The organism is Pseudarthrobacter sp. CCNWLW217, from assembly GCF_037203985.1.
Lineage (GTDB): Bacteria > Actinomycetota > Actinomycetes > Actinomycetales > Micrococcaceae > Arthrobacter.
This window is the reverse complement of record NZ_JBBCBT010000023.1, coordinates 23,441-39,512: the sequence shown is the minus strand read 5'-3', so window position 1 is coordinate 39,512 and position 16,072 is coordinate 23,441. Positions and strand designations below refer to the sequence as shown.

17 protein-coding genes and 1 pseudogene are annotated in these 16,072 nt (G+C 64.7%); 10 read left to right on the top strand and 8 right to left on the bottom strand.

The genetic code is table 11. The annotated features are described in order from the left end of the window. Together V9L18_RS20375 and V9L18_RS20370 are read left to right on the top strand one after the other, a co-directional pair. Positions 1–341, top strand: a pseudogene (locus V9L18_RS20375) (urocanate hydratase); the annotation flags it as partial. A 106-nt stretch (positions 342–447) separates the two neighbouring features. Continuing rightward, positions 448–1,944 (top strand): aromatic amino acid lyase, encoded by a 1,497-nt coding sequence (locus V9L18_RS20370; protein WP_337348968.1) that lies wholly within the window; start codon positions 448–450, stop codon positions 1,942–1,944. Between the two features lie 14 nt (positions 1,945–1,958). On the opposite strand, the gene V9L18_RS20365 is transcribed toward V9L18_RS20370, so the two are convergent. From V9L18_RS20365 to V9L18_RS20350, 4 genes are all read right to left on the bottom strand, one after another. Further along, positions 1,959–2,618, bottom strand: coding sequence for a GntR family transcriptional regulator (locus V9L18_RS20365; protein WP_337348967.1), 660 nt, complete (start codon positions 2,616–2,618; stop codon positions 1,959–1,961). 110 nt (positions 2,619–2,728) lie between these two features. Beyond that, entirely contained in the window at positions 2,729–3,739 is a 1,011-nt protein-coding gene (locus V9L18_RS20360; protein ID WP_337348966.1) for a transketolase family protein, read from the bottom strand. Continuing rightward, the gene (locus V9L18_RS20355; protein WP_337348971.1) at positions 3,736–4,611 is read right to left on the bottom strand and encodes a transketolase; all 876 of its coding nucleotides are present in this window, start codon (positions 4,609–4,611) and stop codon (positions 3,736–3,738) included. Before V9L18_RS20355 ends, V9L18_RS20360 begins: the two co-directional genes overlap by 4 nt. A gap of 33 nt (positions 4,612–4,644) precedes the next feature. After that, the gene (locus V9L18_RS20350; protein ID WP_337348965.1) at positions 4,645–5,982 is read right to left on the bottom strand and encodes an MFS transporter; all 1,338 of its coding nucleotides are present in this window, start codon (positions 5,980–5,982) and stop codon (positions 4,645–4,647) included. A 188-nt stretch (positions 5,983–6,170) separates the two neighbouring features. Here V9L18_RS20350 and V9L18_RS20345 point away from each other — a divergent pair, with 188 nt between their 5' ends. From V9L18_RS20345 to V9L18_RS20325, 5 genes are all read left to right on the top strand, one after another. Further along, a complete protein-coding gene (locus tag V9L18_RS20345; RefSeq protein ID WP_337348970.1) occupies positions 6,171–6,995 on the top strand; it encodes a sugar phosphate isomerase/epimerase family protein in 825 nt (274 codons plus the stop codon). 110 nt (positions 6,996–7,105) lie between these two features. Continuing rightward, positions 7,106–7,882, top strand: a complete 777-nt coding sequence (locus V9L18_RS20340; protein WP_337348964.1) for an SDR family NAD(P)-dependent oxidoreductase — start codon at positions 7,106–7,108, stop codon at positions 7,880–7,882. A 62-nt stretch (positions 7,883–7,944) separates the two neighbouring features. After that, the gene (locus tag V9L18_RS20335; protein ID WP_337348963.1) at positions 7,945–9,714 is read left to right on the top strand and encodes a dihydroxyacetone kinase family protein; all 1,770 of its coding nucleotides are present in this window, start codon (positions 7,945–7,947) and stop codon (positions 9,712–9,714) included. Next, complete coding sequence (locus V9L18_RS20330; protein ID WP_337348962.1) at positions 9,711–10,202, top strand: RpiB/LacA/LacB family sugar-phosphate isomerase; 492 nt, start codon at positions 9,711–9,713, stop codon at positions 10,200–10,202. The genes V9L18_RS20335 and V9L18_RS20330 overlap by 4 nt, the downstream gene beginning before the upstream one ends. A gap of 14 nt (positions 10,203–10,216) precedes the next feature. Then, on the top strand, positions 10,217–10,432 hold the full coding sequence (locus V9L18_RS20325; RefSeq protein WP_337348961.1) for a hypothetical protein: 216 nt from the start codon (positions 10,217–10,219) through the stop codon (positions 10,430–10,432). A gap of 55 nt (positions 10,433–10,487) precedes the next feature. Here V9L18_RS20325 and V9L18_RS20320 read toward each other — a convergent pair whose 3' ends face one another. After that, positions 10,488–11,303: a response regulator transcription factor gene (locus tag V9L18_RS20320; RefSeq protein ID WP_337348960.1), complete on the bottom strand. Its 816-nt coding sequence runs from the start codon at positions 11,301–11,303 to the stop codon at positions 10,488–10,490. A gap of 439 nt (positions 11,304–11,742) precedes the next feature. On the opposite strand from V9L18_RS20320, the gene V9L18_RS20315 reads away from it, so the two are divergent. Then, positions 11,743–12,735, top strand: coding sequence for a hypothetical protein (locus V9L18_RS20315; protein ID WP_337348959.1), 993 nt, complete (start codon positions 11,743–11,745; stop codon positions 12,733–12,735). An 89-nt stretch (positions 12,736–12,824) separates the two neighbouring features. Here the strand turns inward: V9L18_RS20315 and V9L18_RS20310 are convergent, their stop codons facing one another. Further along, complete coding sequence (locus V9L18_RS20310) at positions 12,825–12,989, bottom strand: hypothetical protein (protein WP_337348958.1); 165 nt, start codon at positions 12,987–12,989, stop codon at positions 12,825–12,827. 6 nt (positions 12,990–12,995) lie between these two features. After that, positions 12,996–14,045 carry a glycosyltransferase family 2 protein gene (locus V9L18_RS20305; protein WP_337348957.1) on the bottom strand — a complete coding sequence of 350 codons (1,050 nt, stop codon included), beginning with the start codon at positions 14,043–14,045 and terminating at the stop codon, positions 12,996–12,998. Positions 14,046–14,501: 456 nt separating this feature from the next. Here V9L18_RS20305 and V9L18_RS20300 point away from each other — a divergent pair, with 456 nt between their 5' ends. Further along, positions 14,502–14,975 carry a sensor histidine kinase gene (locus V9L18_RS20300; protein WP_337348956.1) on the top strand — a complete coding sequence of 158 codons (474 nt, stop codon included), beginning with the start codon at positions 14,502–14,504 and terminating at the stop codon, positions 14,973–14,975. Between the two features lie 44 nt (positions 14,976–15,019). On the opposite strand, the gene V9L18_RS20295 is transcribed toward V9L18_RS20300, so the two are convergent. Beyond that, positions 15,020–15,631, bottom strand: coding sequence for an NADPH-dependent FMN reductase (locus V9L18_RS20295; protein WP_337348955.1), 612 nt, complete (start codon positions 15,629–15,631; stop codon positions 15,020–15,022). A gap of 217 nt (positions 15,632–15,848) precedes the next feature. On the opposite strand from V9L18_RS20295, the gene V9L18_RS20290 reads away from it, so the two are divergent. Then, entirely contained in the window at positions 15,849–15,992 is a 144-nt protein-coding gene (locus V9L18_RS20290; RefSeq protein ID WP_337348954.1) for a hypothetical protein, read from the top strand. Positions 15,993–16,072 lie beyond the last annotated feature (80 nt).

Genomic DNA, 16,072 nt, shown 5'->3' with positions numbered 1-16,072 from the left:
ACTCGGGCTCCGTCGCCTCCCCGTACCGGGAAACCGAGGCCATGGCTGACGGCTCCGACGCGATCGCGGACTGGCCCATGCTCAACGCCCTGCTCAACACCGCCTCCGGCGCGACCTGGGTGTCCCTGCACCACGGCGGCGGTGTCGGCATCGGCCGCTCCATCCACGCCGGCCAGGTCTCAGTGGCCGACGGCACGGACCTTGCCGCCCAGAAACTCGAACGCCTCCTCACCAACGACCCCGGCATGGGCGTCATCCGCCACGCCGACGCCGGCTACGACCGCGCCCTCGACGTCGCCAAAGAACGCGGCGTCCGCATCCCCATGAACGAGACAAACTAACCAGGCCCCAACCCCCAACTAGGTAGCAGCAGGTGTTGTTATGGGCCGCGAAAACGACATCTACTGCTACCTAGTTGGGGCAGCCCGACTTTGAAGGGGACATTCTGTGATCGAAATCGACGGCCGCGAACTGGCTTTGGCAGACATCGCCAAGGTGGCGGCCGGGGGCATGAAGGTGACACTGACGCCGTCGGCCGCTGAACGGATGGCCGCATCCCAGAGGTCGGCACGGGCAACCGCCCGGACCCGGCCCGTCTACGGACGCTCCACTGGCGTTGGCGCCAACCGCTCCGTCACGTTGGATGCAACCGGCACGGGAGCGGACACCCATGGACTGAATCTCCTCCGCAGCCATGCCGTGGACGCCGGGCGGAGCCTCGACCGCGAAACCGTGCGGGCGATGCTGGTGATCAGGCTCTCCCAACTGGCGGCAGGTGCCTCCGGAATCAATCCGGCCATCGCCGAGGCGCTGGTAGGGATGTTGAACCAAGACGCCTTGCCGGAGGTCCGGGAATTCGGCGGAATCGGCACGGCCGACCTGCCGGCCCTCGCCGGGACGGCACTGACGCTCCTTGGCGAGCGGCCAACCATGGGCGGCAGCCTCATCTCCGGCGCCCTCGACGGCTGGGCCACGGAGGATGCCCTGCCGTTCATCAGTTCCAGCGCGCTCACCGTCGCCCAGGCCGTGTTGGGCCATCAGAAGCTTGCGGTCCTGCTGGAGAACCTCACGCTTGTGAGCGCTTTATCCTTCACCGCGATGTCGGGCAATCCGGAGGCGTTCAGCCCCGAGGTGGCCCGGGCGTCCGATTCGCCTGCCGTGGCGGATATGGCGATGACACTTCACGGGCTGGTGGCTGGGACCGGCGTGCCCGCCCGGATCCAGGATCCGTACTCCCTGCGCACGTTGCCGCAAGTCCTCGGGGCGGTCTCGGAGGAGCTTGCCGCCCTTAAATTGCTCCTGGACCAGCTTGTGGTTGCTGGCCACGAGAATCCGTTGGTCTTCGGCTCCGACGCGGACGGGAGCAACGGGGTGGCCCATCACGGCCTTTTCCAGATGACAACCCTTGCCAGGCGGGTGGACGCCCTGCATTTGGCCCTGGGAACGGCCTGCGCAACCAACCTCCGCCGGATAGACCTGCTCTGCGACCCCTCGTTCACGGGTCTCCACCGGTTCCTTGCGGCCGACGATGCCGGCCAGTCCGGCGTCATGATGCTCGAATATGTTGCGGCCGCCGCCGCGGGGCTTGTGCGCGCCAACGCCCAGCCCGCAAGCTTGCAGACGGTGGTCCTGTCCTTGGGCGCCGAGGAGGACGCCAGCTTCGCCAGCCTGGCGACCTCCCGGCTGAACTCCACCGTCCAGGCGCTGACGACCATGATGGCCGTGGAACTGGTGTGTTCAGCGCGGGCCCTGCGCATGCAGGGACGCGAACCGTCCGAGTTCAGCAATCCACGGCTCAGGAGAACCCTCGAAACCGGATTCACGCTGCCGGCCGCCAGCCAGGACCGCGACCTCCGCCCCGACGTCGATGTGGCCTCGAAACTCGTCCTGTTGCCAGCCTTGGGAAACAACATTCAAGAGGCCGGGACCGGCGAACTGGGCTGACCGCCGGCCGGTACCTACGCCACGAGGTTGCTGGCGGCGGTGTCCATGTGCTCACGGATGGTCTTGCGGGCCAGCGAGGCGTCGCCGGTTTCGATCGCAGCCACGATGTCATGGTGGCGGTCCACGCTCATGTTCCTGACGCCCTTTTCCAAGCCGGCGAACATGATGGACATCCGGATTGACCCTTCCAGCGACTCCCACGTGTGCAGCAACGTCTCGTTCCCGGTCAGCCGGCAGAGGGTGCGGTGGAATTCGAGGTCTGATTCCACCCGCTTCTGCAGGCTTTCCTTTTCGGCGGCCTTCATCGCGTCGATGGCCGCGCGCAGGGCGGTGATCACGGTCTGCCGGTCGGGAAGTTCGCACAGGGTTCGGGCGGCGAGCGATTCCAGTGCGGCGCGGACGGCGTAGATGTCGCGGATTTCCTTCTCATCCAGGTGCCTGACTGAGAGGCGTCCCCGCGGCCCGGCTGAGAGGAGTCCTTCCTGTTCCAACTGGCGGAGCGCCTCGCGCAGGGTGCCGCGGCTGATCCGCAGCATCTCGGAGAGCTCGGTCTCCACCAGGTGCCTGCCGGGTTCCAGTTCGCCGCTGGTGATGGCTGTGCGCAGCGCGGCAAGCGCCTGCTCGCGGAGGCTTTTCTTCTCGAGCCCCAGAAGGGATGCTGCTAGTTCAGTCATCGGAGGATCCTCAGTGTTAGGGGTCGACTGTTTACAGTGGCGTGTTAACAGTCGATTCTACGGCAGAAGCGCGGAGCAGCTTGGACTTGCTCCGCGCTTCGGCAGCTGCGTCAGCCCAGTTCGGCCAGCACCTTCGCCACAATCTTCTGGACCGAGAGCCCGTAGCGTTCGTGCAGGGTGGGAAGGGCGCCGGCGTCGAGGAATTCATCCGGCAACGCCACAGGCACCACGCGTTTGCCGAGCCCGGCTGTGACCACGGCGGATGCCACGGTCTCGAACAGGCCACCCATGATGCTGTGGTTTTCGAGCGTGACAGCGAGGCGGTCCGTGTTGATCTCCGCCAGGACAGTTGCGGCGTCGAACGGCTTGATCGTGGGGGTATGCACGACGGCGACATCCACGTTGTGTGCCTCCAGCGCCTTGGCTGCCTGGAGCGCCCGCATGGTCATCAGGCCGGAGGAGATGAAGACGACATCGTTGCCCGGGCGCAGGACCTTGGCCTTGCCCAGTTCAAACGTGTACCCGTATTCGTCCAGGACGGTGGGCACTTTTCCGCGGAGGAGCCGCAGGTAGGTAGGCCCGTCGCTGGCGGCGAGCTGAGGCACGGCCTGCTCGATGTCGATCGAATCGCACGGGTCCACGATGGTCAGGTTGGGCATGCCGCGGAAAATCGCCATGTCCTCGGTGGCCTGGTGGCTGGGGCCGTACCCGGTGGTCAGGCCCGGCAGGCCGCCCACGATATTAACGTTGAGGTTGGGCTCGGCGGCGTCCAGGCAGAGGAAGTCGTACGCCCGGCGGGCGGCGAACACCGAATAGGTGGACGCGAACGGCACCAGCCCGGTCTCTGCCATGCCCGCAGCGGCACCGAACAGCAACTGCTCTGCCATGCCCATCTGGAAGAACCGCTCCGGGAAGGCCTGGGCGAAGATGTGCATGTCCGTGTACTTGCCCAGGTCCGCGGTGAGCCCAACGATCTTGTCGTTTTCCTGCGCGGCCTTGACCAAGGCGTGTCCGAACGGAGCTGACGCCGTCTTCTGGCCCGCGTCCGCGAAGGACGCGATCATGGCCGAGGTTTTCAGCTTGGGTGCGGCTGTGCCTGTCGAAGCTGTAAGGGTACTCATCGGGCGTCCTTTCCTTCGTATCCGGCGGTCAACTGCTCGCGGCAGGTCTGCCATTCGTGTTCTTCGATGCGCATGAAGTGCGCCTTTTCCCGCTCCTCGAGCAACGGGACGCCGCGGCCCACCTTGGTATCGCACAGGATCACGGAAGGACGTCCGACGGCGGCGGCCTGGGCAGCTGCATTGTCGAACGCTCTGAGCAGCGCGCCGACGTCGTTCCCGTCCACCCGCTGGGTGTACCAGCCAAACGATTCCCACTTTTCGGTGACCGGCTCGGTGCGCAGCACTGTGTCCGTTTTCCCGTCCGCCTGCAGGGCGTTGATGTCCACCATGGCGGTGAGGTTTCCCAACTGGTGGTGGTAGGCGCCCATCGCCGCCTCCCAGGTGGAGCCTTCGTCCAGTTCACCGTCAGAGAGGAAGTTGTAGATCCTGGCCCCGGAGCCCTGGTACCTCAGGCCCAGGGCCATGCCCACTGCAACGGTGAGGCCGTGTCCCAACGACCCGCCCGAGATTTCCATGCCCGGGGTATAGGTGGACATCCCGGACATCGGCAGCCGGGAATCGTCCGAGCCGTACGTCTCCAGTTCCTGTACCGGAATGATGCCGGCCTCAGCCAACGCGGCATACAGGCCGATGGCGTAATGCCCGGTGGAGAGCAGGAACCGGTCCCGGCCCTCCCACTCCGGCTCGGCTGCCCGGAAACGGAGCTGGTCGGCATAGACGGTGGCCAGCATGTCGGCTGCACCGAGGGCCTGGCCCACGTAGCCCTGGCCCTGGACCTCGCCCATGTCCAGCGCGTGGTGCCGGATCCGGTAGGCGGCTGCCGCGGTGGCCGCGACACGTTCTGTGGGGGTGGTTCCCATGGTTTCCTGCATTTCGATGACGGGTTTTTCGTGAGTGGTGGTCATTTAGACGTTCACCGACTGGGGGGTGCTTTTGGTGGCCTCATCCGCGAGCTGGCGCTCGCGCTTGCCCCAGGTTTCGCGGGTGACGAGGGCGGCCCAGAGGCCGACGGCGGCGTAGAAGCTGAAGAGGAGCGCGGGGCCCATCCAGCCCAGAGTGACAAACAGGAGCGTGGTGACGAAGGGGGTGAAACCGGAGACCATGGCGGAGATCTGGTAGGCCAGGGAGGCGCCGGAGGAGCGGGTCTTGGCCTGGAACAGCTCAGGGAACCATGGGCCCTGGGCACCGGCGAGGGAGTTCTGGCACACGGCGTAGGAGATCACGATGGTGGCGATGACGAAGATGAACAGTCCGGTATTGACCAGCAGGAACATGGGGATGCCGAACAGCGCTGCGAAGGCGGTGGACCAGACGTACAGCGGCCGGCGGCCGATCCTGTCCGTGAGCCGGGCCCAGGCCATGGTGGCGAAGATGCCGATGAAGGAAGCGATGCACAGGGCTACGAGCGTCTGGGTCTTGTCCGCGAGTTGCTGGGTGTGCAGGTAGGAAATCATGTAGGTGATGGACACCGCGTAGCCGGCGGTCTCGGCGATGCGCAGGCCGATGCCGCGGACGATGCTGCGCCAGTCGGTCTTGATGACTTCCATGATGGGGTTCTTGACGATGGAGCCGCTGTCCTTGACCTCGTCGAAAACCGGGGATTCCGGAACCTTGGAGCGGATGATCAGGCCAACTGCGACCAGCACGATGCTCGCGAGGAACGGGACGCGCCAGGCAAGCTCGCCGCCGAGGTTCACGCTCACCAGGAAGACGAGGTTCGCCAGGAGCAGTCCGACGGGGAAACCGGCCTGGACGATGCCGGTGTACTTGCCCTTGGACTTCCACGGTGCGTGTTCGTAGCTCATCAGGATGGCGCCGCCCCACTCGGCGCCGAACGCCAGGCCCTGGACAACGCGGACGAAGACCAGGAGTGCCGGCGCGAGGAGGCCCACCTGCTCATAGGTAGGGAGCAAGCCGATCAGGAACGTGGCCACGCCCATGAGGATCAATGAGGCCACCAGAACCGGTTTGCGGCCCACCTTGTCGCCCAAGTGCCCGCCGATAATGCCGCCGATCGGGCGGGCCGCGAAGCCAACGCCCAGTGTGGCGAACGCAGCCAGGGTTCCGGTGACCGGGTCACCTGTGGGGAAGAATGCCGTGCCGAAATACAGGGCCGCGGCGGTACCGAAGCCGATGAAGTCGTACGTCTCAATGACGGCACCAACACCGGAGCCGATGGCGACGCGCTTGGCGTCTTTCGTCCCGTGGACGTGGCCGCGCATTTTCAGAGCTTCATTGCTCATGGAGTGGATCCCTTTCGAAGAGCGAGCGGAGCGTCAACGCCCCGGCACTGTCGACTGTTAACACATGATACGCCCAGTGTGACCTGCATCATTCCCGATGTCAACAGTCAATGTTGGAGGTTGACTGTTAACACTGTCCCACACTACAGTGATTCATGTCACCACCGCTCATCAGAGGATCAACAACGATGTTCAACCCCAGGATTGGCTGTTCGTCCATCAGCTTCCGGCACCAGGACCTGCCCACGGCGCTACGCACCATCAGCGACCTGGGCTTCCACGAGATCGATCTCGGTGCGCTCCCGGGCGTCTGCAACCACGTTCCCTATGAGCTGGATATGGCGGCCGTCGAGGCCGTTACAGGCGAAGTTGCGGCCTCAGGACTGCTGGTCCGCTCCGTCAACGGGGACATCGGAGACCTCAACGCAGTGCTCGACGCCGGTGCCCGTGACGCCCGTGAACGTCACCTGGAGGCGTTGCTCACCCTCACGGCCAACACCGGCGCGAAGGCCCTGGTCCTGCCATGCGGAGCGCTCAGTCACCACCCCGTCCGCGGCCTGGACGAGGACCTGGACCTGGTGGCCGCCCAACTCGCCTGGGCCGGACAGCGCGCGGCGGAGTTCGGCGTCGAACTGTGGACCGAGTCCCTGCACTTCCTGCGGCTCTGCTGGAACCTTGAGCGCGCGGAACTGCTGGCACAGCGACTGGCGGGTACCGGCGTCGGGATTGTCATGGACTTTAGCCACATCGTGGCTGCCGGGGAAGACCCCCTGGAATACATCCGCCGGCACCAGGGGCTCATCTCCCACGTCCACCTTCGCGATGCGGTGCCCGGAAACATCAACCTCAGCATCGGTAACGGGGACGCCGACTTCGCAGCCGGCGTCAATGCCCTCGCGGCGAGCGGCTACGCCGGCCATTTCTCCCTCGAACTGGAAACAAGGGACGTCACCCACGACGAACGCCCCGCGGCCACAGCCAAGGCCGCCAGCTATATCACTGACCTTCTCTAACCGTCGACTGCTCCGTAGACGCCCTTTTGGACCCCCAAAACGGCGCTTACGGAGCACTCGATTCCATCACCAGACACAACACCCCCGCAAAGAAGCAACCAAGGAGCATCATGAGCAACACCATCCAGCGCACCGCCGTCCTCACCGGAGCCACCTCCGAGCGCGGCATCGGCATCACCACCGCCCGCCGCTACGCCGCCCAGGGCTGGGCTGTGGTAGTCCTGGACCTCGACGGCGAAAAGTCCGCAAAGGTCGCAGCAGAAATCGGCAACGAGTTCAACGTTCCGGCCTTCGGCTACGAAATCGACGTCGCCAACGAAGACTCCGTCAACACCGCCTATCAGGCCGTGAAAGCCGAAATCACCGCCGGGACCCTTCCGGCCGTCGGCGCCGTCGCCAACATCGCGGGCATCACTTCCCCTGTGCCGTTCCTGGAAACCACCCTGGACCTCTGGAACAAGGTCATGGCCGTGAACGCCACCGGCACGTACCTCGTCACCAAGGCCTTCCTGCCGGACATGATCGAGAACGGCTGGGGCCGCATCGTGAATATGTCCTCCGTCTCCGCCCAGCGCGGCGGCGGCGTGTTCGGCAAGGTCCCCTACTCCGCAGCCAAGGCAGCCATCCTCGGCTTCACCAAGGCACTGGCCCGCGAAATCGGTTCCACCGGCGTCACGGTCAACGCCATCACCCCGGGCGCCGTGGACACCAACATCCGCGTGGGCAGCACCGAGGAGCAGGAAGCAGCCATCAACGCCGGCATCCCGCTGGGCCGCAACGCCACCACCGAGGAAATCGCCGCCGTCATCACCTTCCTGTCCTCCGAAGACTCCGCCTACCTGACCGGCACCACCATCGACATCAACGGCGGCAGCCACATCCACTAAGCGCCGTCCCGGCCCGCCAGTCCAGACCGACGAGCCAGTCCAGACCAGCCAGAGAGTCAACGATGACCAGGATTTTCAACGACCCCTCAGAATTCGCCGAAGAGGCCCTTGCCGGGTTCTGCGACCTCCATGCGGAGTACGTGCGCCAGGTACCCGGCGGCGCTGTCCGCCGTCGTCGTCCGGCGCAGCCCAAAGTGGCTGTGCTTGCCGGAGGTGGCTCCGGCCACTACCCCGCGTTTGCCGGCCTTATCGGAAGCGGCTTCGCCGACGGCTCCGTGGTGGGTAACATCTTTACCTCGCCGTCCGCACAGCAGGCGTATTCCGTGGCCAAAGCCGCGGACTCCGGGGCGGGGGTGGTGTTCACGTACGGCAACTATGCCGGGGACGTCATGAACTTCGGCATGGCCAGCGAGCGCCTTGCTGCGGAAGGCATCCAGGTTGAGAACGTGCTGGTCACCGACGACATCGCCAGCGCACCGTCCACCGAATCTGAAAAGCGTCGCGGCATCGCCGGAGATTTCACGGTCTTCAAGATCATGGGAGCGGCGGCGGAGGCGGGAGCCAGTCTGGCCGACGTCGTGCGTTTGGGGCGCAAGGCCAATGGCAGGACGCGCACCATGGGGAGCGCCTTTGGCGGCTGCACGTTCCCGGGTGCAGCCGCTCCCCTGTTCACGCTGAAGGACGGGCAGATGGGCCTCGGACTGGGCATCCACGGGGAGCCCGGGCTGTTCGACACGGATTTGCCATCCGCGAAGGTCCTCGGCCAGGAGCTCGTTGCACGTGTGCTGGCCGAGGCGCCAGCGGACGCCGGTGACCGGATCGCGGTCTTGCTCAACGGCCTTGGCTCCACCAAACATGAGGAGCTGTTTGTCCTCTGGCTCACGGTGGCCCCGCTGCTGCGCGAAGCCGGCTACACGCTGGTGATGCCTGAGGTCGGCGAACTGGTCACCAGCCTGGACATGTCCGGCGTTTCGCTCACGGTCACCTGGCTGGACGATGAGCTCGAAGCGCTCTGGACGGCCCCCGCGGAAACTCCTGCCTACCGCCGCGGCAGCGCAGCTTCGGCTACCACCGAATTTAGTGCTGAAACGTTCGATGGCGGCGCTGAAGACGTTCTGTTCGAGTCCGACGGCGACTCCCGCGCTTTCGCGGTGAGCTGCGTCTCCGCGCTCGAAGCCGCCCGCAGCTGGCTGCACACAGCGGAGGTGGATCTCGGCGCCATGGATGCGGTAGCCGGAGACGGTGACCACGGACGTGGCATGGTGCGCGGCGTTGATGCCGCAGCGCACGCGGGTGCGGCCGCCGCTGCCAAGGGGGCAGGCGCCGGCTCGGTCCTGGTCGCCGCCGGAGATGCGTGGGCAGACAGGGCCGGCGGCACGTCGGGCGTCCTGTGGGGCGCCGGGCTGCGGGCCTTTGGTGAAACGCTGGGGAACCACAGTTCACCTGACGCCGACAGGCTGGCGGCGGCGGTTACCGCGTTTGCGGCGCGGATCACGGACCTTGGTAAGGCGGACCTGGGTGACAAAACCATGGTGGATGCCCTGCTGCCTTTCGCCGAGACCCTGCGGACGCTCATAGCGGAAGGCGCTCCAGCGACGGACGCCTGGACCGCTGCGGCCCGGAAGGCAGTTGAGGCGGCAGAGGGAACAGCCTTCCTGCGGCCGCTGAAGGGGCGTGCCAGGCCCCTTGCGGAGAAGAGCGTGGGCACCGCCGATCCCGGCGCCACCTCCCTGGCCATGATCTTCACCGTGATGGGTCCGCACCTCACAGGTGACCAGGCCGCCAGTGCCGCTGCCATCTCCGCCCAGAAACCGGTCGGAGCAAGGGCATGAAAATGGAAGGACAACCCATGGGGCTGCGCGTCATCGTGGGAGCGGACGAAGCCGGCGTTGGTTACAAAGACCGTATCGCGGAGGATCTGCGCGCCGATCCACGCGTCAGCGAAGTCCTCGACATCGGCGTCAACACCTCCGACTCCCCTGAGGACTTCACCAAGCCCTATCCCTATGTGGGCATCGCGGCAGGCGAGCTGATCCGGGACGGCCGGGCAGACAGGGCCATCCTTTTCTGCGGCACCGGGATCGGAGTGGCGCTGGCCGCCAACAAGGTGGAGGGCATCCGCGCGGCCACAGCGCACGACCCCTTCTCCGTGGAACGCTCCGTGCTATCCAACAACTGCCAGGTCCTCACCATGGGCCAGCGCGTGGTTGGCGTGGAACTGGCCCGGAGGCTGGTCCGGGAGTGGATTGGTTACACCTTCGACCCCACGTCAGCCTCTGCCGGCAAGCTCAAAGTCCTGGCGGACTTCGAAGCCTGTTAGGCAGGGACCAAAACATGGCACTTCATCTGCAGCACGACTGGGTTCCCGTCCTGGGCCGTATCGTGGAGATCAGGCACTGGAACACTACGGTTCGGGCGGGCAGGGTGGACGCAGTCACTGACGATGGCCAAATGCTTTGGCTGGCAGCGGACGGCCACTATCCGCGCTGCCTGTTCGAGCGGTCCCAAGGGTATCAAGTGTGGATCCAGTATTCCTGGGAAAGGGCGTAGTGGTGCTGCCGGGCAGCCAACGCCCCGCCCGCAGCCATTGCCCCACCCGCTGCCGCTACGGCGCCAGCCGGTAGCCCACGCCGCGCACCGTTTCGATCCACAGCGGTGCCCTTGAGCTGTCGCCCAGGCGCTTGCGCAGGTTTCCCAGGTGGACCTCGACGGCGCGCTCCTCGCCGGCCGTGACGAACGAGCCGGTGTTATACGGCTCGTTCCGCAGCCTGCGGACCAGGTCGGCCTTGGTCTGCACCACCCGGCCGTTCTCCATCAGCACCAGGAGAAGGTCGAACTGGGTGCGGGTCAGGTCCAGCGGTACGCCGTGGATGGCGGCGGAACGGGATCCCTCGTGAAGTGTCAGGCCCTTATGCTCAAAATCGCACAGCACGGCGGACGCTGCGTGCGGGGGCAGAGGTACGACGGCGGCAGCAACAGCAGGTGCCGCCGCCTGCTGGCCCCCGCGGGGCCGGGACGCCGGCATCCGTTCCCCGGAGGCGGACATTATGGCCCGCGGACGCCTAAGCATCGCAGCGATCCTGGCACGCAGTTCCCGCGGACGGAACGGCTTGGTGAGGTAGTCGTCCGCGCCGGCCTCGAAGCCCATCAGCGCATCCGCTTCTTCCACCCTCCCGGTCACGATGATGAGGTAGGCGTCGCTGAAGGTCCGGATCCGGCGCGAGGCCTCGATTCCGTCAAAATCCGGCAGCCCAACGTCCATGGTGACAATGACGGGGTTATGTTCCCGCACGGCTGCCACGCCTTCCAGGCCGGAGGAAGTTTCAAAAACGGAAAAACCGGACTGCAGGAGAACCTCCTTCAGAGATGTCCTGATGTCGTCGTCGTCTTCAACAACAACAGCAACGCCCCGCTCCACCATGCATGCCCCCAAATAAGTCTTGACTACCTGCGCCCGCTAGCCCACCATCCAAGCTATTTCATGTTCTATTCGCAGACATAAACCACGCGGATTGGTTTTTCAGGGCTCGGAAGAGGAAGTTCTATGGAGTGAGCCTACACACCGTTTTCGAAGCATATTTCAAATTGTTAGATTATTGCGTCTTTCTTGAGAATTGCTCAATATTGCGTATTTCTTGAGGGTTTGGTCCGCTCAAATTAATCGCATTTAGGCTATTGCGCTATGTGACTCATGTGACTGATGATCATCCTGTGCTCAATGGGGGCGCAAAGCTGCTCGCTGGGGAGCACGATGTAAGGGGCACTGCATGGCACCTTTTCGGTTACCTGTCTCACGATCAACCCGCCACTTGAGGCCGCTGGCCATACTGGCAGCGTCGGCCTTGGCTATGCTGACGTGCATGCCATCCGCCCAAGCTGCCGAAACCACGCCACCGGACCCAGGCCCGGCCGGAGGTTTTTCCTGGCAGGGCTTCAACTGGGAAAAGCGGTTCTGGGGCGGGGCGCCGCAGTACAACAAGGCCTTTGACGCCGCCAACGTCAGCAACCCCGACGCAAACGGGTACGTCACGCTGAAGCTGACCAACCCGACGGGCGAGGCTCCGGTGGGCGCTGAATTCCAGTCCACCCGGCAGGGGTTCGGTTACGGAACCTACAGCACCACCGTGGAGAAGAACCTCAGCGTCCTGCAAAAGGAAGTGGTCTGGGGCTGCCTCTTCACCTACGATCCTCTCGCAGAGCCGGGCTACAACGAGATCGACCTCTGCGAGGCGTCGGCCTGGGGCGGCGGCGCCGCCTATGGCGAATCGTGGCCGGTCAGCCAAGGCCACGGATACTGGTTCGACGCCACGAAGCCTCCAGGCCAGGGCAACAACACGGTGACCTTTGATGTCACCGCCAGCCCCGTGACCACGCACCGCATGGTGTGGGAGCCAGGCAAGCTGACCTTCGAAACCTACGCGGGCGAGGGCTTCGCCGGCGCCCTCCTCAAGCGCACCGTGCTGCAGGGCACCACGGTTCCCGTGCCGGCCAAGGAGCAGGTCCATTTCAACCTGTGGGTCACGGGCGGCGGTGGCGGGGATCCCGCCCATGTAAAGCCGGAGTCAGTGGTGGTCCGGAACTTCTCGTTCGTCCCCGCAGCCACCACACCGCCTCCGCCGCCGCTGTCGGCCATCAAACTGTCCGCCACCACCACTAAAGCGAACGGCGTGAACACCACCACCTTGAAGTGGACCGGAACCACGGGCACCAGCGTCATGCTGTGGATTAACGGCGTCCAGAAGTCCGTGCCCAACACGGGCAGCTACGTCCACAAGTTCAAGGGCGGCAGTACCACAACCTACAAGGTGTGCGACTCCGCCGGATGCTCCAACGTCCTGAGCGTGGTCACCTGACCCGTTCTTCCCCAGTACAAGTGTGGGGCGTCCGGATTACCGGACGCCCCACACTTGTGTTTTTTCGTCAGCTACTGAAACGGAACTGCCTAGGACTTGTCGCCCCGGACCGGAATGATGCGCTTGACCGCCAGCCCCAACGCCAGGAGCGCAAAGGCAGCCAGGGCCAGCCAAAACACGTCACCCGCACCGGTCATGGCGAGGGTTCCGGAACCAATTCCGGCCGCGGCGGGAGCTGCTGGGTTGTCATACATAATCTGTTACCAAGCTTTCTTTCTGTTGAAGGCTGAATCCAGGTACGCCTTCGCATGGACCACCTGCAAGAACAGGTCGATCACCAGCTCGTACATGGTTGCGGCGGCGAGCATGTATTTCCATCCCCGCAGCCGCACCGTGACCACACGTTCGATCACGAAGACACCGGTCACGGCCAGCCAGAAGGGCTGAATGACCAGCCCGGCCCCCGTGCCCAGTGCAAACGCCACCGTGCCGAAGTAGGCCAGCGTCACCAGGACACCCACCATGGCCAGGACCTGCCGGCCCCAGTACGGGCGCGTGACCCGGGTCCAGCCGTACTGCACGCAGTTCTCCACCGCGCCCCGCTTCCACCGGAGCCGCTGCGCCCACAGTTCGCGCCACGTGGGCATTACCTCGGTCACGAGCGTGCAGTCCGCCGGTGATTTGATGCGGTACCGCAGGCTCAGCAGCGCAAACGACAGCTCGTTGTCCTCGGTGAGGACCGAGGTGTCATATACCCCGCCGTGGCCATTGCCCGGCGGCAGCGACCCGTCCAGCCTGGCCGTGATGACATCGCGCAGCGTCCTGGCCCGGAACAGGGCCGCGGTGCCGGTGACCACCAGGCACTTGCCCTTGAGGCGTTTCACGTCGCGGGCGTAGCGTGCGTATTCGTTGCGCTGCAGGTGCCCTACGAACCCTCCTCCGTGCCCGCCCCGGAAGACACCGCCGACGGCGCCAAGCCGGGAATCGCGCTGCAGGTGGGCTACTGCCCGCTCGATGAAGTCATGGGACAGTTGGGAATCGGCGTCCTGGATGAGGATCATATCCTCGGCCTCGGCAGCGGGCAGGAGTCCACTGAGGGCGAAGTTCAGTGCGCCGGCTTTTTTGTCGGAATTCCCCTCGGTGCGGAGGACTTCGGCGCCCCGTGCACGGGCAATTTCCTCGGTGGCATCGGTGCAATTGTCTGCCACCACAATCACCCTGTCCGGGCGGCGGCTCTGCGATGTGAGGGATTTCAGGGTTTCACCGATGCTGGCTGCCTCATTGTGCGCCGGGATGAGGACCGTAATCACAGGAACACCGGCCCGGTGGCCGCTGTAACTGCAGCCAAAAAATCCCGGGCGGATGCGTGAATGAATGTATGAAATTGTGACGCACTGCGCATTTAGTAAATTGTCCCCACAGGAAAGTTCGAATTCTTATTTCCTTCGAGCATTCCAGCGGCAACTCAATCCATCGGCAGAGAACTGACAACGAAGGCACAAGCTTTGATAAAGACCGTCTCAACGCACCGTGGCCGCAGCCTGAGGAGGCTGAGGGACCGCAGAGCGCACTGAGGTGCGCGCCGCCGTCGTGCATTTCCCTCGATCCGAAACAAGAGAAGGCCGGCGGCGCCGCCAGGGCTCGCAAAGGCGCCCGAATCTTCTACGAAATTTGAGCCGATCTTGAGGCATCCCTTCGGATCCCCTGCAGTTGGCGGTCCACGCTATAAGCATCAGACCACCATCTGCGGGGAAGCAGGAAGAGTCATGGGGAACGAATCAGCTCTGGATGAGGTCATCGCCGTGGGAGGCGTGATCACAGACCAGCATCCGGTCGACTTCCACACCTTGGGGCTTGCCGGCTGCATCGACCGGCTTACCGTGCCCCTCCGTCAGCAAGGGACAGCAGTCCGCTGGGATACTCCGCACTGGGGCATCGAGATCCCGGCGGACTGCGCGTCCCTGCTTTACCAGTCGGCCCGCGAAGCGCTAAGCAACGCGTTCAAATACTCGGATGCTTCCCAGCTCACGGTCCAGCTCGCGGCCGTGGACCACGGTATCCGCCTCGTGGTGTCCGACGACGGTGCGGGCTTTGACTGCAAGCTCGCCGTGAGCGGCCGGCACCACGGCTACGGCCTCAGGCTGATGTCCGTGGCCGTCCACGAGGCCGGCGGCTCCGTGGACATCTACTCCAGCCCCGGCCGCGGCACCTGCGTGACCGTTACCCTTCCACTGGACTAGGACGGAAGCCCGCCGCACTTTGGGGGCGGCGGGCCTCCGTACCTCTAGCGCGACAGCTTCTCGGCGTCGGGTTCGAGATCGCCGATGTGGCCTGGCGCGTTGGCCGCCGTGACCCGCTGGACGAACGCGCAGTACTCCTCCATGTAGTGGCGCAGGAACTTGGCCGTGGCTTCATCCTTGACTTCGCCCTCCTCCCCGAATGCCGCCGGGTTGAACTTGACGTAGGCCTCCGGGGCGTTGAGCTGGGGAGCGTCAAGGAAGCTCAGTACGCTGCGCATGGAGGACTGCATCACTGCGGTCCCGATGCTCCCGGGCGAGGCGCCGATGATCCCGGTGGGCTTGCGTGCGAACGAGTTGGTCCCCCACGGTCGGGATCCCCAGTCGATGGCGTTCTTCAGGGCACCGGGGATGGAACGGTTGTACTCGGGGGACACAAACAGGATGCCGTCAGAGGCCTCCACCGCTTCCTTCAGGGCCCGGCCGGCCGGTGGGAAATCGGCGTCGTAATCGTAGCTGTAGAGCGGCAGGTCCTTAATGGGGATTTCGGTGAACTCGAGGTCGGCCGGGGCCAGGCTGATCAAGGCCTTGGCGAGGGTGCGGTTGATGGAGCCGCGTGCCAGGCTGCCGACGAAGTAGCCGATCTTGTGAGTTGCCATAACAAACATCCTTCCTAACAGCCGGGGGGACCGGCTGGCCGACGGTGCTGTGGTTGGTCAAGCATGGACTTAAAGCACAATGCGTCCCCCAGTCCAGCACAGAAGACCCCCGGCGGCCAGAGCCTCGGGAAGGTCCTTGACACCCCGTCCGGGCAGGCGCTGAATGATCTTTAAGAGGGGATCCACAGCAGCAACCGGGAGCACAGGAGCAGCGGTCATGAACGATAAATTGGGATCGGCACAGCGCATCCACAGCGAAGCACCGGCCGAAGGGGACGAACTGGCGGATCCCACCGACCTCCGGATGCATTCCCAGGAACCCGCCGAGGGCGCGGACATCGAACCTGAGGCCAAGCCTTAATTACCCGACCAACTCCTGAGTGGGTCTTGCGGTACCGCGTTCATTCCAGTTAGGTTGAATCGATACAAGAAACCGCTTTC

Excerpts from the sequence above, each read along its gene's own strand:
- V9L18_RS20340 (WP_337348964.1), top strand. The coding sequence starts at position 7,106 with ATGAGCAACACCATCCAGCGCACCGCCGTCCTCACCGGAGCCACCTCC.
- V9L18_RS20350 (WP_337348965.1), bottom strand. The coding sequence starts at position 5,982 with ATGAGCAATGAAGCTCTGAAAATGCGCGGCCACGTCCACGGGACGAAA.
- V9L18_RS20330 (WP_337348962.1), top strand. The coding sequence starts at position 9,711 with ATGAAAATGGAAGGACAACCCATGGGGCTGCGCGTCATCGTGGGAGCG.
- V9L18_RS20335 (WP_337348963.1), top strand. The coding sequence starts at position 7,945 with ATGACCAGGATTTTCAACGACCCCTCAGAATTCGCCGAAGAGGCCCTT.
- V9L18_RS20365 (WP_337348967.1), bottom strand. The coding sequence starts at position 2,618 with ATGACTGAACTAGCAGCATCCCTTCTGGGGCTCGAGAAGAAAAGCCTC.
- V9L18_RS20290 (WP_337348954.1), top strand. The coding sequence starts at position 15,849 with ATGAACGATAAATTGGGATCGGCACAGCGCATCCACAGCGAAGCACCG.
- V9L18_RS20320 (WP_337348960.1), bottom strand. The coding sequence starts at position 11,303 with ATGGTGGAGCGGGGCGTTGCTGTTGTTGTTGAAGACGACGACGACATC.
- V9L18_RS20325 (WP_337348961.1), top strand. The coding sequence starts at position 10,217 with ATGGCACTTCATCTGCAGCACGACTGGGTTCCCGTCCTGGGCCGTATC.
- V9L18_RS20300 (WP_337348956.1), top strand. The coding sequence starts at position 14,502 with ATGGGGAACGAATCAGCTCTGGATGAGGTCATCGCCGTGGGAGGCGTG.
- V9L18_RS20315 (WP_337348959.1), top strand. The coding sequence starts at position 11,743 with ATGCCATCCGCCCAAGCTGCCGAAACCACGCCACCGGACCCAGGCCCG.
- V9L18_RS20355 (WP_337348971.1), bottom strand. The coding sequence starts at position 4,611 with ATGCAGGAAACCATGGGAACCACCCCCACAGAACGTGTCGCGGCCACC.
- V9L18_RS20360 (WP_337348966.1), bottom strand. The coding sequence starts at position 3,739 with ATGAGTACCCTTACAGCTTCGACAGGCACAGCCGCACCCAAGCTGAAA.
- V9L18_RS20310 (WP_337348958.1), bottom strand. The coding sequence starts at position 12,989 with ATGTATGACAACCCAGCAGCTCCCGCCGCGGCCGGAATTGGTTCCGGA.
- V9L18_RS20345 (WP_337348970.1), top strand. The coding sequence starts at position 6,171 with ATGTTCAACCCCAGGATTGGCTGTTCGTCCATCAGCTTCCGGCACCAG.
- V9L18_RS20295 (WP_337348955.1), bottom strand. The coding sequence starts at position 15,631 with ATGGCAACTCACAAGATCGGCTACTTCGTCGGCAGCCTGGCACGCGGC.